This window comes from Streptomyces sp. NBC_01257 (assembly GCF_035917255.1).
GTDB lineage: Bacteria > Actinomycetota > Actinomycetes > Streptomycetales > Streptomycetaceae > Streptomyces.
Genome location: NZ_CP108472.1, coordinates 3,079,526 through 3,094,553, shown reverse-complemented (window position 1 = coordinate 3,094,553; position 15,028 = coordinate 3,079,526). Strand labels below are relative to the sequence as shown.

Genomic DNA, 15,028 nt, shown 5'->3' with positions numbered 1-15,028 from the left:
GCCCTCCGGCCCGAGGTGAAACCGCCCCCGGGAGTGCGTGAAGATGTTCGGCCGTTGGCTCGGAAACAAAGGAGCGACGGGTGCGGTACGCGGCAGCGCCCTCGCCGGTCTTGCCGTACCGGACTCCGCGGGTGTCCTCAGCTGCCGGGTGCTCGACCCGGTCAACGAGGCTGTCCAGCAAGCCGAGTTCGTGGTCACGGATGCTGCGGGGCGCAAGATCGTCGGCGGCGAGACGGACCCGTACGGCCATGTCCTCGCCACCGTCCCGGCGGGGGAGTACCGAGTGGCCGTCACGGCGGAGGGCTTCACCCCGTTCCACGGTTCGGCCGCGGTGACCGAGGGCGGTCACGCGGGCCTGGGCGATGTGATGCTCCAGGTCTCCGCGCCCCCGCAGCTGCCCGACCCGGGCGAGTGGGAGATCGAGCCGATGCACTCCCAGATCGGGTTCACGGCCCGTCACATCGGGATGGCCCGCATCCACGGCCGGTTCAACACCTTCGCGGGCGCGGTCCGGATCGCCGACCGCATGGAGAACTCGGCCATGCACGTGATCGTCGACGCCGCCTCGATCGACACGAACGTCCAGATGCGCGACGACCACCTGCGTTCGGGCGACTTCCTCGACGTCGGCCGCTATCCGACACTGGAGTTCTACAGCGACCGATTCGTCCACCGGGGCGGCACCCGCTGGGGTGTGAGCGGCGCGCTCACCCTGCACGGGGTGAGCCGTACGGTCATGCTGGACACCCAGTACCTCGGCCTCGGCAACGGCCTGGAGGGCGAGACCCGCGCCGCGTGCCGCGCCACCACGGAGCTGCACCGCGAGGACTTCACCCTCACCTGGCAGACGATGCTCGCCCGTGGCATCGCGGCGGTCGGTTCCAGCATCTCCATCGACATGGACATCCAAATCGTCCCGAAGAGCTGACGGCTTCGGCCTCTGCTCCGGCCTTGGCTCCGGCTTCGGCCTCGGATCCGACCGCGGTTCGGGACCCGGCCCCGGCCCCGGGCCGGAGTTCCGGCGGCCTTTACGGCGCCTCCAGCCACCCCTCGTACTCCGCGGCGAATCCGTCGAGCGCCGCGGAGTCCAGGCGCCCGTCCGGATCCTCCACGACCACCAGCCACTGGGCGTCCTCGGCGTCGTCCTCGCCGGCCAGCGCGTCGCGCACGAGCTGCGGCTCCTCGGTGACCCCGAACCGGTCGGCCAGTTCTCCGGCGGCCTCCTCGGCGGCATCGCGGTCGGGCAGCACCAGTACATGTCTCACGTCGCTCACCCGTCCATTCTCGGGCATGGGCGGCCGTGCCCCGGCGGCGGCCGCAGCCGGGCTGTCAGTGGCCCGTGGGATGCTGGACGGCGATGGCCACCAGAAGGAATTCCACCGACGACCCGCTCGCCCCCCTCACGCTCGCCGTGGGGCAGGAGGACCTGCTCCTGGACCGTGCCGTGCAGCAAGTGGTGGCGGCGGCCCGCGCCTCCGACGCCGACACGGACGTCCGGGACCTCAGTTCCGACCAGCTCCAGCCGGGCACCCTCGCCGAGCTGACGAGCCCCTCGCTCTTCGCCGAGCGCAAGGTGGTGATCGTGCGCAACGCGCAGGACCTCTCCGCCGACACGATCAAGGACGTCAAGAAGTACCTCGACGACCCGGTCGAGGAGATCACCCTCATGCTGCTGCACGCGGGCGGCGCCAAGGGCAAGGGGCTGCTCGACGCGGCACGCAAGGCCGGGGCGCGGGAGGTCGCCTGCCCGAAGACCACCAAGCCCGCCGAGCGGCTCTCCTTCGTGCGGGGCGAGTTCCGGACGCTGGGCCGGTCCGCGACCCCCGAGGCGTGCCAGGCGCTGGTCGACTCCATCGGCAGCGATCTGCGGGAGCTGGCGAGCGCGGTCTCGCAGCTCGTCGCGGATGTCGAGGGCACGATCGACGAGGCCGTCGTCGGGCGCTACTACACGGGGCGGGCCGAGGCGTCGAGCTTCACGGTCGCCGACCGGGCGGTCGAGGGGCGGGCGGCGGAGGCGCTGGAGGCCCTGCGCTGGTCGCTGTCGACCGGAGTGGCCCCCGTGCTGATCACCAGCGCGCTGGCCCAGGGCGTCCGGGCGATCGGGAAGCTCTCGTCGGCGCGCGGTGGGCGTCCGGCGGACCTCGCCCGGGAGCTGGGCATGCCGCCCTGGAAGATCGATCGGGTGCGTCAGCAGATGCGGGGATGGACGCCGGACGGGGTCGCGGTGGCGCTCCGGGCGGTCGCGGACGCGGATGCGGGTGTCAAGGGCGGCGGGGACGATCCGGAGTACGCGCTGGAGAAGGCCGTGGTCGCGGTGGCGCGGGCCGCACGGACGGGGCGGTAGCGGCAGCGGATGCCGGTTCGCCGGGCCGGCCGCGGTGTCGGTGTCCTCGCGGTGTCCTCAGCCGTCGGACGGGCTTGAATCCGGATGTGACGAAGGCCCCCGTCGCTCCCTGGGGAGGGAGCGACGGGGGCCTTCGTTGTGCGCTCGGTGCGCCGCACCCGCGTGGCGAACGCAGGTTCGGTGTGCGGCGCGGGTGCCGGTCAGGAGCGGGAGAGAGGGCCCGCTGGGTCCGTTCCGGCGATCACATCAGAATGCTCAGCCCTGGAGGGTGGCAACCTTGGTGGCCAGCGCCGACTTCTTGTTGGCGGCGGCGTTCTTGTGGATGACACCCTTCGAGACAGCCTTGTCGAGCGCACGGGAGGCGTCGCGAACGGCCACAGTGGCCTTCTCGACGTCGCCCGCAACGACGGCCTCGCGGGCCTTGCGGATCGCGGTCTTGAGCGAGGACTTGACGGCCTTGTTACGCAGGCGCGCCTTCTCGTTCGTCTTGTTCCGCTTGATCTGGGACTTGATGTTCGCCACGAAAGAGCCTTTTCAGGTTCGTTGGATCTTCGATGTGTGTCCTGCGGCCCGAGGGTCACGGGGCACAGCTGTCCACGGTACCAGCCGCGCTCCGACCGGCCCAAACCGGTCTTCGCCCCGCAGGCGTGGGACGATGGGGGCTACGTACAGATCCGCGTACAGATCCGACCGACCCGACATCGACCCGAGACACGGCGTTCGGCGTCTCAAGAATCAGGACCCTGCGTGCCCGCGACTCCTCTCCACGTGCCCGAGCCGAGCCGTACCGACCCGGCGCTGATCCGCAATTTCTGCATCATCGCGCACATCGACCACGGCAAGTCGACCCTTGCCGACCGGATGCTCCAGCTGACCGGTGTGGTCGACCAGCGGCAGATGCGCGCTCAGTACCTCGACCGGATGGACATCGAGCGCGAGCGTGGCATCACCATCAAGTCCCAGGCGGTCCGGCTGCCCTGGGCGCCGACCACCGGTGAGGGCCAGGGCAGCACCCACGTCCTCAACATGATCGACACCCCGGGACACGTCGACTTCACCTACGAGGTCTCCCGTTCGCTCGCCGCCTGTGAGGGCACGGTCCTGCTGGTCGACGCGGCGCAGGGCATCGAGGCCCAGACGCTCGCCAACCTCTACCTGGCGATGGAGAACGACCTCACCATCGTCCCGGTGCTCAACAAGATCGACCTGCCGGCCGCCCAGCCGGAGAAGTTCTCCGAGGAGCTGGCCAACCTCATCGGCTGCCAGCCGGAGGACGTCCTCAAGGTCTCCGCGAAGACCGGTGTCGGCGTGGACGCGCTGCTCGACCGGGTGGTCCGGGACGTCCCGGCGCCCGTCGGCAAGGCGGACGCCCCGGCCCGCGCGATGATCTTCGACTCCGTCTACGACGCGTACCGCGGTGTCGTCACGTACGTCCGTGTCGTCGACGGCCAGCTGAACAAGCGCGAGCGCATCCGGATGATGTCGACCGGCGCCACCCACGAGCTGCTGGAGATCGGTGTCTCCTCCCCGGAGATGACCCCGTCCGACGGCATCGGCGTCGGCGAGGTCGGCTACATCATCACCGGTGTGAAGGACGTCCGGCAGTCCAAGGTCGGTGACACGATCACCTCCCTGAGCAACGGGGCGACCGAGGCGCTGGGCGGTTACAAGGACCCCAAGCCGATGGTGTTCTCGGGTCTGTACCCGCTGGACGGATCGGACTACCCGGACCTGCGCGAGGCCCTGGACAAGCTCCAGCTCAACGACGCCGCCCTGGTGTACGAGCCGGAGACCTCGGCCGCGCTCGGCTTCGGCTTCCGTGTCGGCTTCCTCGGCCTGCTCCACCTGGACGTGGTCCGCGAGCGGCTGGAGCGCGAGTTCGGTCTCGACCTCATCGCCACCGCCCCCAACGTGGTCTACCGCGTCGAGATGGAGGACGGCACCGAGCACACCGTCACCAACCCGAGTGAATTCCCCGAGGGCAAGATCGACAAGGTGCACGAGCCGGTCGTCCGGGCCACGGTCCTGGCGCCCAGCGAGTTCATCGGCGCGATCATGGAGCTCTGCCAGCAGCGCCGCGGCACCCTGCTCGGCATGGACTACCTCTCCGAGGACCGGGTCGAGATCCGCTACACCCTGCCGCTCGCCGAGATCGTCTTCGACTTCTTCGACCAGCTGAAGTCCAAGACCCGGGGTTACGCCTCGCTCGACTACGAGCCCACCGGCGAGCAGTCCGCCCAGCTCGTCAAGGTCGACATCCTGCTGCACGGCGACAAGGTCGACGCCTTCTCCGCGGTCACGCACAAGGACAAGGCGTACGCGTACGGCGTCCGGCTCGTCGCCAAGCTGCAGAAGCTCATCCCGCGGCAGAACTTCGAGGTGCCGATCCAGGCGGCCATCGGCTCGCGGGTCATCGCCCGTGAGACCGTCCGTGCCATCCGCAAGGACGTCCTCGCCAAGTGCTACGGCGGTGACATCTCCCGTAAGCGGAAGCTGCTGGAGAAGCAGAAGGAAGGCAAGAAGCGGATGAAGATGGTCGGCAACGTGGAGGTGCCGCAGGACGCGTTCATCTCCGTCCTGTCGACCGACGAGTCCGCCGGGGAGACCAAGGCCAAGAAGTAGTACGGAGGTGTGGGGCGAGCGGCGGCACGCAGTCGCGTCCCTCACACCTACCGGCCGGTAGACGAACGGGTCCCCGCATCGCAGAACGCTGCGCCGCGGGGGCCTGTTCGTTATGAAGCGGGGTCCCGTTGCCTCTTACGCGGGGCGTGCGGGCGCTTTACTCTGATCACGGCTTCGTAGTTACTCGCCAGTTAAACAAGCATCGTCAAGCACGCAGACGTAAGCGGAGAGCACACCCCAACCAGCAGCCCGTCGTGAAGCACTGCCGCAGGCCCGGAGGATGTCGTGAGCGACACACAGACCATGATCGAGAACCGTCCGCCCTCCGTGGCGACCCTCTTCATCGACCGGGTGGCGGCCACCCCGGACGGGGAGGCCTACCGCTACCCCGTCCCCGCAGCCGCCGGCCAGGGCCCCGACGAGTGGAAGTCCCTCAGCTGGGCGCAGGCCGCCGAGCGGGTCCACGCCGTGGCGGCCGGGCTGATCGCTCTGGGCGTGCAGCCGGAGGAGCGCGTCGCGCTCGCCGCGAGCACCCGGGTCGAATGGATCCTCGTCGACCTCGGCGTCATGTGCGCGGGCGCCGCGACCACCACGATCTACCCCTCGACCAACGCCGAGGAGTCGGCGTTCATCCTCTCCGACTCCGACAGCCGGGTACTGATCGCCGAGGACGCCACCCAGCTGGCCAAGGCCCGCGAGCGCCGTGCCGAGCTGCCGAACCTCGCCCATGTCGTCGTCATCGACGCCGAGGGCGCCGGACCGGCCGAGGGCGACCCCGAGGGCTGGGTGCTCACACTGGCCGACCTGGAGGCCCTGGGCAACGAGCACCTGGCCAAGAACCCGGCCGCGGTCACCGACCGGGTCGACGCGATCACCCCCGAACAGCTCGCGACCCTCATCTACACCTCGGGTACCACAGGCCGCCCCAAGGGCGTCCGGCTGCCGCACGACAACTGGTCGTACATGGCCAAGGCCACCGTCTCGACCGGGCTGATCACCAAGGACGACGTCCAGTACCTCTGGCTGCCGCTCGCGCACGTCTTCGGCAAGGTCCTCACCTCCGGGCAGATCGAGGTCGGCCACGTCACCGCCGTCGACGGCCGGGTCGACAAGATCATCGAGAACCTGCCGATCGTCCAGCCGACCTATATGGCCGCCGTCCCCCGCATCTTCGAGAAGGTCTACAACGGCGTCGCCGCCAAGGCCCGCGCCGGTGGCGGAGCCAAGTACAAGATCTTCCTCTGGGCGGCCGGCGTCGCCCGCGAGTACGCGAAGGTCTCCCAGGACAACTTCCGGCGCACCGGCACCGCATCCGTGCCCTTCGCGCTCGGCGCCAAGCACAAGGTCGCCGACGCCCTCGTCTTCGCCAAGATCCGCGAGGCCTTCGGCGGCCGGCTCCGCGCCTGCGTCTCCGGCTCCGCCGCGCTCGCCCCGGAGATCGGCTTCTTCTTCGCCGGCGCCGGGATCCACATCCTGGAGGGCTACGGCCTCACCGAGTCGAGCGCCGCCTCCTTCGTCAACCCGGGCGAGGCCTACCGCACCGGCACCGTCGGCAAGCCGCTCCCCGGCACCGAGGTCCGGATCGCCGACGACGGCGAGATCCTGCTGCGCGGTCCCGGCCTGATGCAGGGCTACCAGGGGCTGCCGGACAAGACCGCCGAGGTCCTGGAGGCCGACGGCTGGTTCCACACCGGCGACATCGGCGAACTCTCCGTGGACGGCTACCTGCGGATCACCGACCGCAAGAAGGACCTGATCAAGACGTCCGGCGGCAAGTACATCGCGCCGGCCGAGGTCGAGGGCCAGTTCAAGGCGGTCTGCCCGTTCGTCTCCAACATCCTGGTGCACGGCGCGGACCGTAACTTCTGCACCGCGCTGATCGCCCTCGACGAGCCCACGATCCTCGGCTGGGCCGCCGAGAACGGACTGGAGGGCAAGTCCTACGCGGACGTCGTGGCCGCCCCGAAGACCGTCGAGCTCATCGACGGATACGTGAAGCGGCTCAACGAGGGTCTGCAGCGCTGGCAGACCATCAAGAAGTTCCGGCTGCTCCCGCGCGACCTCGACATCGAGCACGGCGAGGTCACACCCAGCCTCAAGCTGAAGCGGCCGGTCGTCGAGCGTGAGTACAAGGACCTCATCGACGACATGTACGCGGGCTCCCGCGAGGCGTAGCCCGGCATACGCCCCTCCGGCGGGGCGCGGCCCGAGTCCGCCCGCCCGCTCCGGCCGGCCGCCCGAGTGGCGGCCGGTTCCGGACACCGGGCCGTCGGCGGCCCGGAACGGACGATCACCAGGCCCCCGCGCCCGCCGCGCGGGGGCCTGGTGCACGTCCGGGGCCGTGTTCTCCTACTCACTTCGGTAACTCGACGCGTATGCGAAGGGCCGATCTGTCACTCTGTCCGTGTCGTCAGCGGGGCTTAACGGAGAACAGGCAGAGCGAGAACAGGTCAGGAGCCGCCCTGTGGGGTCCATTCCCTTGCAGCGGGACATCGTGCAGCGTCCAGGAACCAACGGCTCGTCCTCGGGCGGACAGCCCGTCGCCCGGACGAGCCTGCCCGGGAACCTGTTGGCGCCCTCGGCGGCCAGGCGGTTCGTCGCGGCGGCGCTCGCCGAGTGGAGCGGGCTCGGGCTGCCCGCGGCCGTCGGCTTCAGCGACCGGCTGTCCGACGACGCGTCGGTCGTCGTCAGCGAACTCGTCACCAACGCCGTCGTGCACGCCGGGACCAACGTCGAACTGCTCTTCCGCCTGGAGGAGGCGACCGAGGACGAGGTCTCCGCGCTCGTCCTGGAGGTCTCCGACCACCACCCGGCCCGCGCCGTGCGCAGCGACGGCTCCGAGGGCGGCTTCGCGGGCGCGGAAGGCCCCGGGGAGCCCGCGGAGTTCGGCCGCGGCCTGGAACTCGTCGCCACCCTCTCCGAACGCTGGGGCATCACCTACCGCACCGGCCTCAAGACCGTCTGGGCCCGGCTCCCCGTCGACGACTGGAACCCCTTCCCCGACGCCCGCCCGGAGCCCGGGTTCCAGCGCGGACTGCGCGCCGCCGAACTGCTCGCCCCCACCGCACGGCGGGCCCTGCGCGACGACGCGGACTGGGCCGGACGCGGCGCGCTGTCGTTCCTCGCCGAGGCCTCGGACCTGCTGGCCGGCCAGCTCGACGAGGACATCGTCGCCGCGCTCGCCGGACAGTTACTCGTGCCCCGGCTCGCCGACTGGTGCGCCATCTGGCTGGAGCCCGAGACCCCCGGCCGCGCGGCCGTCCCCCGGCTCGCCAAGGTCTGGCACATCGACGAGAGCCGCATCCAGACCCTGCGCACCCTGCTGGAGGGCGACCCGCTCCGGCTCCCCGAGCGGGTCGGGACCGGACCCGTCTCGATACCGTGGCCCGGCAGCGCGGAGGACGGCGAGAAGCCGGGCGAGGAAGCGGCAGAAGGCGTCGCGCTCGCCTACCGGATCACCTCGGGCGGCCGCACCCTCGGAGCCGTACTCCTGGGCCGCGAAGGCATCGCCCGCGTCCCCGACGAGGTCACGGCGCTCATCGAGGACTTCGTACGCCGGGTCGGACTCGCCGTCGGCGCCGCCCGCGCCTACACCCGGCAGGCCACCATCAGCCGCATCCTCCAGCGCGGACTGCTCCCCAGCAAGGTCGCCGACATACCGGGCGTCGCCAGTTCCCTGGTCTACGAACCCAGCGACGACGGGGTGGTCGGGGGTGACTTCTACGACATCTTCCCGTGCCCCGGCGACCGCTGGTGCTTCGTCCTCGGCGACGTCCAGGGCAGCGGCCCCGAGGCGGCCGTCGTCACCGGACTCGCCCGCCCCTGGCTGCGGCTGCTGGCCCGCGAGGGCTTCCAGGCCGGCGAGGTCCTGGTCCGGCTGAACCGGCTGCTCCTCGACGACGCGATGGAGGCCGCGGAGGCGGCCGCCCTCATGGTCGCCGCCGCGGGCGGCCAGCACTCGGCGGACAGCGGGCAGTCCCGGTTCCTCTCCCTGCTCTACGGGGAGCTCGTGCCGCTGCCCGACGGCGGCGCGCGCTGCACCCTGGCCAGCGCGGGGCACCCGCTGCCACTGCTGCTGCGCCCCGACGGCACGGTCCGCCCGGCCGCCGAACCACAGCTGCTGCTCGGCATCATGGACGACGCCGTCTACGAGACCCAGAGCTTCGACCTGGCGCCCGGCGACAGCCTGCTGTGCGTCACCGACGGGGTGACCGAGCGGCGCTCGGGGCCGCTGATGTTCGACGACGGGGACGGGCTGGCACAGGCGCTCTCCGGCTGCGCCGGGCTGACCGCCGAAGGCATCGCGGACCGCATCAAGCACGCCGTGCACGCCTTCGCCGAGCGCCCGCCGGACGACGACCTGGCGCTGCTGGTCCTCCAGGCCCAGTAGCGCCCGTCCCCGGCGTGGCGTCCGGGTGCCGGGCGGCGCGCGACAATGGACGGTATGCCTTCCGTACTGCCCGATGGTGAGCCCGTGCCCGACGACGGGGCGCTGCCCCGCCATGCCCTGGAAGGCGCCGCCGACCGCCCGCTCGGCTTCTATCTGCACGTGCCGTACTGCGCGACCCGCTGCGGCTACTGCGACTTCAACACCTACACCGCGACCGAGCTGCGCGGCTCCGGCGGTGCGCTGGCCTCCCGCGACAACTACGCCTCCCACCTCATCGGCGAGGTCCGCCAGGCCCGCAAGGTCCTCGGCGACGACCCCCGGCAGGTCCGCACGGTCTTCGTCGGCGGCGGTACGCCGACGCTGCTGGCCGCCGCCGATCTGGTCCGGATGCTGGCCGCGATCCGCGAGGAGTTCGGGCTCGCGGACGACGCCGAGATCACCACCGAGGCGAACCCGGAGTCCGTCGGACCCGCCTATCTCGCGGAGCTGCGCGAGGGCGGCTTCAACCGGATCTCCTTCGGGATGCAGAGCGCCCGGCAGCACGTCCTGAAGATCCTCGACCGCACCCACACCCCCGGCCGGCCCGAGGCGTGCGTCGCCGAGGCGAGGGCGGCCGGCTTCGAGCACGTCAACCTCGACCTGATCTACGGCACGCCGGGGGAGTCCGACGACGACTGGCGCGCCTCCCTCGACGCGGCGATCGGTGCCGGCCCCGACCATGTGTCGGCGTACGCCCTGATCGTCGAGGAGGGCACCCAGCTGGCCCGCCGGATCAAGCGCGGCGAGATCCCGATGACGGACGACGACGCGCACGCCGACCGCTATCTGATCGCGGACGAGGCGATGGCCGCGGCCGGCTTCTCCTGGTACGAGGTGTCGAACTGGGCCCGGACCCCCGAGGGCCGCTGCCTGCACAACGAGCTGTACTGGCGCGGGGCGGACTGGTGGGGCGCCGGGCCCGGCGCGCACAGCCATGTCGGTGGCGTGCGCTGGTGGAACGTGAAGCACCCCGGGGCGTACGCGCAGGCGCTCGCCGAGGGGCGCTCGCCGGGTGCGGGGCGCGAGATCCTCTCCGCGGAGGACCGGCGGGTCGAGCGCATCCTGCTGGAGCTGCGGCTCGTCGACGGCTGCCCGCTGTCGCTGCTCGCCCCTGCGGGGCTGGCGGCGGCGGGGCGGGCCGTGTCGGACGGTCTGCTCGAGCCGGGGCCGTACGGGGAGGGGCGGGCGGTGCTGACGTTGCGGGGGCGGTTGTTGGCGGATGCGGTGGTGCGGGACCTGGTGGACTGAGGGGGTGCGGGGCGTCCCTGGGGGTGCCCCCCCGGGGAGGGTGCGCCTGAGGGGTGCCCTCTCGGGGCTGGTGCGCCTGCTGGGTGCCCCCCTCGGGGCTGGTGCGCCTGCGGCGGGGCTGTTCCCCTCCCCGCCCCTTCCCGTAACCGGGGCTCCGCCCCGGACCCCGCGCCTCAAACGCCGGCGGGGCTGGAAGGGGCTGGAAGGGGCGGAGGGGCTTGGTGGGGCGTAGGTGCCAGGTGGGGTGGGAAGGCCCCGCGCCGGGGCCCGTCGTGGGTGGGACAGGGAAGACCCCGCGCCAGGGTCCGCCTCGTGCGGGAAGGCTATGGGCCGGGGCCCGTCGTGGGTGGGGCAGGAAAGCCCCGCGCCCGGGGCCGTCGTAGGTGAGGCGGGAAGGCCCCGCGCCCGGGCCCGTCGCAGTTGGGGCGGGAGGCTACGCGCCCGGGCCTGTCGTGGGTGGGGCTGTTACGAAGTCGATCAGTTCCTCCACCCGGCCCAGCAGTTCCGGCTCCAGGTCCCGGTAGGAGCGGACCGTGGACAGGATGCGCTGCCAGGCCGCCCCCGTGTTCTCCGGCCAGCCCAGCGAGCGGCACACGCCCGTCTTCCAGTCCTGGCCGCGCGGCACCACCGGCCAGCCGGGGATTCCCACCGACGACGGCTTCACCGCCTCCCATACGTCGATGTACGGGTGGCCGACCACCAGCACGTCGCCGTCCGAGATCTGTGCGGCGATCCGGGACTCCTTGGAGCCGGGGACGAGATGGTCGACCAGCACACCCAGCCGTGCGTCCGGGCCCGGTGAGAACTCGCGCACGATCGCGGGCAGGTCGTCGATGCCCTCCAGGTACTCCACGACCACGCCCTCGATCCGCAGGTCGTCGCCCCACACCCGCTCCACCAGTTCGGCGTCGTGCCGGCCCTCCACGTAGATCCGGCCGGCCCGCGCCACCCGGGCCCGCGCCCCGTGCACGGCCACCGAGCCGGAGGCCGTGCGGGCGGGGCGTGCGGGGCCGCCCGCCGACGGGCGTACCAGCGTGACGACCCGGCCCTCCAGCAGGAAGCCGCGCGGTGCCATCGGGAAGACCCGGTGCTTGCCGAAGCGGTCCTCCAGGGTCACCGTCGGGCCCTCGGCGGTCTTCTCGCACCGGATCACCGCACCGCAGAAGCCGGTGGCGACGTCCTCCACGACCAGATCGGGCTCGGCGGACACCTCGGGGGCGGGGGCGGACTTCTTCCACGGCGGGGTCAGGTCCGGCTGGTAGCTGCGCATCGGATGACGATAAGGCGGGAGCGGCTCACGACACGCCGAACCGCGCGGCCAGCCGTTCGCGCTGGGCCCGTACGAACGCGGCGTCCACCACCGCCCCGTGCCCCGGCACGTACAGCGCGTCCTCGCCGCCCAGCTCCAGCAGCCGGTCCAGCGCCGCGGGCCAGCGGGCCGGGAACGCGTCCGGGCCCGCCTGCGGTTCGCCGGACTCCTCGACCAGGTCGCCGCAGAACACGATCGCGGGCGAGCCGGAGCCGCCGGGGACCAGCACCGCCAGGTCGTGACCGCTGTGCGCCGGACCCGCGTTCACCAGGAGCACCTCGCGCCCGCCGCCCAGATCGAGCGTCCACTCGGCGATCACCTCGTGGCGGGGCGCCACGAGTACGTCGGCGGACTCCGCCGCGTCCTGTTCGGGCAGGCCCTGCCGCACCGCGTCGGTGTGGAGTTCGTCCGCCGAGCGCCGCAGCAGATCCGCCATGCCCCCCGCGCCGTACACCTGTGTCCCGGCGAAGGCCGCCGTGCCCAGTACGTGATCGAAGTGGGGGTGGCTGAGTGCGATATGCGTCACCCTCCGGCCCAGCAGTGCCTGCGCCTGACCGCGCACCTCCACCGCTTCACGCAGTGACGACCCGGTGTCGCAGAGCAGCACTCCGTCCGTCCCGGCCACCAGTGCGACCGTTGCATCCCACACCGGAAGGCGTCGCCGGCCCACTCCGTGTCCGAGTCGCTCCCAGCCGAACTCTTCCCAAGAGGCGTCCATACGACGACGCTATCGGCAACGACCTGCGCAGTCTCGCGGTAGCGTGGCCGGTCGCCCTTGCTAGGGGGCTACCCCGTCGCCGTACACTGACCGGGGGATTGCTGGCACTCGTACGCACAGAGTGCCAGGGACGGTCCCGGGAACGGCCCGAGAACCACCGAGGTACACAGCTGGAGGTGTGCGCGATGCTCAGCGAACGCAGACTCGAAGTGCTGCGCGCCATCGTCCAGGACTATGTCGGCACCGAGGAGCCCGTCGGCTCCAAGGCGCTCACCGAGCGGCACAAGCTGGGGGTCTCCCCGGCCACCGTCCGCAACGACATGGCGGTGCTGGAGGACGAGGGCTTCATCGCCCAGCCGCACACCAGCGCGGGACGCATCCCGACGGACAAGGGTTACCGGCTCTTCGTCGACAGGCTCGCGGGCGTCAAGCCCCTGTCGTCGCCGGAGCGCCGTGCCATTCAGAATTTCCTCGACGGCGCGGTCGACCTCGACGACGTCGTGGGACGGACCGTACGGCTGCTCGCGCAGCTGACCCGGCAGGTCGCCGTCGTGCAGTACCCCTCGCTGACCCGCTCGACGGTGCGGCACGTGGAACTGCTGTCCCTGGCCCCCGCCCGGCTGATGCTCGTGCTGATCACGGACACCGGCCGGGTCGAACAGCGGCTGGTCGACTGCCCCGCGCCGTTCGGCGAGACCTCCGTCGCCGATCTGCGGGCCCGGCTCAACAGCCGGGTGGTGGGACGCCGGTTCGCCGACGTCCCGCAACTGGTGCAGGACCTGCCGGAATCCTTCGAGAGCGAGGACCGGGGAACCGTGTCCACCGTGCTCTCGATCCTGCTCGAAACCCTCGTCGAGGAGACGGAGGAGCGGCTGATGATCGGCGGCACCTCCAACCTCACCCGCTTCGGACACGACTTCCCGGTGATGATCCGGCCGGTGCTGGAGGCACTGGAGGAGCAGGTCGTGCTGCTGAAGCTGCTCGGCGAGGCCAAGGACTCGGGCATGACCGTACGTATCGGGCACGAGAACGCCCACGAGGGGCTCAACTCCACGTCCGTCGTCGCGGTCGGCTACGGTTCGGGCGACGAGGCAGTCGCCAAACTCGGCGTGGTCGGACCGACCCGCATGGACTACCCCGGAACGATGGGAGCGGTACGCGCAGTGGCACGTTACGTCGGACAGATCCTGGCGGAGTCGTAAGTGGCCACGGACTACTACGCCGTACTCGGCGTGCGCCGCGACGCTTCGCAGGACGAGATCAAGAAGGCTTTCCGGAGGCTCGCCCGCGAGCTGCACCCGGATGTGAACCCCGATCCGAAGACCCAGGAGCGGTTCAAGGAGATCAACGCCGCTTACGAGGTGTTGTCGGACGCCCAGAAGAAGCAGGTCTACGACCTCGGCGGCGACCCGCTGTCCGCCTCCGGCGGAGGTGGCGCGGGCGGATTCGGACAGGGCGGCTTCGGCAACTTCTCCGACATCATGGACGCGTTCTTCGGCACGGCGTCGCAGCGCGGACCCCGTTCGCGCACCCGGCGCGGCCAGGACGCCATGATCCGGCTGGAGATCGACCTCTCCGAGGCGGCCTTCGGTACGACCAAGGACATCCAGGTCGACACGGCCGTCGTCTGTACGACCTGCAACGGCGAGGGCGCCGCGCCCGGCACCTCCGCCCAGACGTGTGACATGTGCCGCGGCCGCGGCGAGGTCTCCCAGGTCACCCGGTCGTTCCTCGGCCAGGTCATGACCTCGCGGCCCTGCCCGCAGTGCCAGGGCTTCGGCACGGTCGTGCCGACCCCCTGCCCGGAGTGCGCCGGCGACGGCCGCATCCGGTCGAGGCGCACGCTCACCGTGAAGATCCCCGCGGGTGTCGACAACGGCACCCGCATCCAGCTCGCGGGCGAGGGCGAGGTCGGCCCCGGCGGCGGCCCGGCCGGTGATCTCTACGTCGAGATCCACGAGCTGCCGCACGCCGTGTTCCAGCGGCGCGGTGACGATCTGCACTGCACGGTCACCATCCCCATGACGGCGGCGGCCCTCGGCACCAAGGTGCCGCTGGAGACGCTCGACGGACTGGAGGAGGTCGACATCCGGCCGGGCACCCAGTCCGGCCAGTCCGTCCCGCTGCACGGGCGCGGCATCACGCACCTGCGCGGCGGCGGGCGCGGCGACCTGATCGTGCACGTCGAGGTGATGACCCCGACGAAGATGGACCCCGAGCAGGAGCGCCTGCTGCGCGAGCTGTCGAAACTGCGCGGCGAGGAGCGGCCCACCGGCCAGTTCCAGCCCGGGCAGCAGGGGCTGTTCTCGCGTCTGAAGGACGCGTTCAACGGCCGCTAGAGCCGCACGCCGATGTCGT

General features: G+C 71.4%; 12 protein-coding genes. 8 read left to right on the top strand and 4 right to left on the bottom strand.

The window, feature by feature from the left end; translation table 11 throughout:
• Positions 1–43 precede the first annotated feature (43 nt).
• Positions 44–928 carry a YceI family protein gene (locus tag OG408_RS13160; protein WP_266778649.1) on the top strand — a complete coding sequence of 295 codons (885 nt, stop codon included), beginning with the start codon at positions 44–46 and terminating at the stop codon, positions 926–928.
• Between the two features lie 100 nt (positions 929–1,028).
• On the opposite strand, the gene OG408_RS13155 is transcribed toward OG408_RS13160, so the two are convergent.
• Complete coding sequence (locus tag OG408_RS13155) at positions 1,029–1,292, bottom strand: hypothetical protein (RefSeq protein WP_266778648.1); 264 nt, start codon at positions 1,290–1,292, stop codon at positions 1,029–1,031.
• Positions 1,293–1,357: 65 nt separating this feature from the next.
• On the opposite strand from OG408_RS13155, the gene holA reads away from it, so the two are divergent.
• Positions 1,358–2,344: a DNA polymerase III subunit delta gene (gene holA / locus OG408_RS13150; RefSeq protein WP_266778646.1), complete on the top strand. Its 987-nt coding sequence runs from the start codon at positions 1,358–1,360 to the stop codon at positions 2,342–2,344.
• A 255-nt stretch (positions 2,345–2,599) separates the two neighbouring features.
• Here holA and rpsT read toward each other — a convergent pair whose 3' ends face one another.
• Complete coding sequence (gene rpsT, locus OG408_RS13145; RefSeq protein ID WP_266778644.1) at positions 2,600–2,866, bottom strand: 30S ribosomal protein S20; 267 nt, start codon at positions 2,864–2,866, stop codon at positions 2,600–2,602.
• Between the two features lie 225 nt (positions 2,867–3,091).
• On the opposite strand from rpsT, the gene lepA reads away from it, so the two are divergent.
• The 4 genes from lepA (at position 3,092) to hemW (ending at position 10,643) form a co-directional block, all read left to right on the top strand.
• Positions 3,092–4,966 carry a translation elongation factor 4 gene (gene lepA / locus OG408_RS13140; RefSeq protein WP_266778642.1) on the top strand — a complete coding sequence of 625 codons (1,875 nt, stop codon included), beginning with the start codon at positions 3,092–3,094 and terminating at the stop codon, positions 4,964–4,966.
• A gap of 285 nt (positions 4,967–5,251) precedes the next feature.
• The gene (locus OG408_RS13135) at positions 5,252–7,141 is read left to right on the top strand and encodes an AMP-dependent synthetase/ligase (RefSeq protein WP_266778640.1); all 1,890 of its coding nucleotides are present in this window, start codon (positions 5,252–5,254) and stop codon (positions 7,139–7,141) included.
• 304 nt (positions 7,142–7,445) lie between these two features.
• Positions 7,446–9,356 carry an ATP-binding SpoIIE family protein phosphatase gene (locus OG408_RS13130; protein ID WP_266786141.1) on the top strand — a complete coding sequence of 637 codons (1,911 nt, stop codon included), beginning with the start codon at positions 7,446–7,448 and terminating at the stop codon, positions 9,354–9,356.
• A gap of 54 nt (positions 9,357–9,410) precedes the next feature.
• A complete protein-coding gene (gene hemW, locus OG408_RS13125; protein WP_326669974.1) occupies positions 9,411–10,643 on the top strand; it encodes a radical SAM family heme chaperone HemW in 1,233 nt (410 codons plus the stop codon).
• A 433-nt stretch (positions 10,644–11,076) separates the two neighbouring features.
• Here the strand turns inward: hemW and OG408_RS13120 are convergent, their stop codons facing one another.
• Positions 11,077–11,913: a DUF3097 domain-containing protein gene (locus tag OG408_RS13120; RefSeq protein ID WP_326669972.1), complete on the bottom strand. Its 837-nt coding sequence runs from the start codon at positions 11,911–11,913 to the stop codon at positions 11,077–11,079.
• 25 nt (positions 11,914–11,938) lie between these two features.
• Positions 11,939–12,670 carry an MBL fold metallo-hydrolase gene (locus OG408_RS13115; RefSeq protein WP_326669970.1) on the bottom strand — a complete coding sequence of 244 codons (732 nt, stop codon included), beginning with the start codon at positions 12,668–12,670 and terminating at the stop codon, positions 11,939–11,941.
• 185 nt (positions 12,671–12,855) lie between these two features.
• On the opposite strand from OG408_RS13115, the gene hrcA reads away from it, so the two are divergent.
• Both hrcA and dnaJ read left to right on the top strand, forming a co-directional pair.
• Positions 12,856–13,872 (top strand): heat-inducible transcriptional repressor HrcA, encoded by a 1,017-nt coding sequence (gene hrcA, locus OG408_RS13110; RefSeq protein WP_266778632.1) that lies wholly within the window; start codon positions 12,856–12,858, stop codon positions 13,870–13,872.
• Positions 13,873–15,009, top strand: a complete 1,137-nt coding sequence (dnaJ, locus tag OG408_RS13105) for a molecular chaperone DnaJ (RefSeq protein ID WP_266778630.1) — start codon at positions 13,873–13,875, stop codon at positions 15,007–15,009. It abuts the gene before it with no gap.
• Positions 15,010–15,028: the final 19 nt, after the last annotated feature.

Coding starts and splice junctions, on each gene's coding strand:
- OG408_RS13155 (WP_266778648.1), bottom strand. CDS start 1,292: ATGCCCGAGAATGGACGGGTGAGCGACGTGAGACATGTACTGGTGCTG.
- hrcA (WP_266778632.1), top strand. CDS start 12,856: ATGCTCAGCGAACGCAGACTCGAAGTGCTGCGCGCCATCGTCCAGGAC.
- hemW (WP_326669974.1), top strand. CDS start 9,411: ATGCCTTCCGTACTGCCCGATGGTGAGCCCGTGCCCGACGACGGGGCG.
- OG408_RS13120 (WP_326669972.1), bottom strand. CDS start 11,913: ATGCGCAGCTACCAGCCGGACCTGACCCCGCCGTGGAAGAAGTCCGCC.
- holA (WP_266778646.1), top strand. CDS start 1,358: ATGGCCACCAGAAGGAATTCCACCGACGACCCGCTCGCCCCCCTCACG.
- OG408_RS13115 (WP_326669970.1), bottom strand. CDS start 12,670: ATGGACGCCTCTTGGGAAGAGTTCGGCTGGGAGCGACTCGGACACGGA.
- OG408_RS13160 (WP_266778649.1), top strand. CDS start 44: ATGTTCGGCCGTTGGCTCGGAAACAAAGGAGCGACGGGTGCGGTACGC.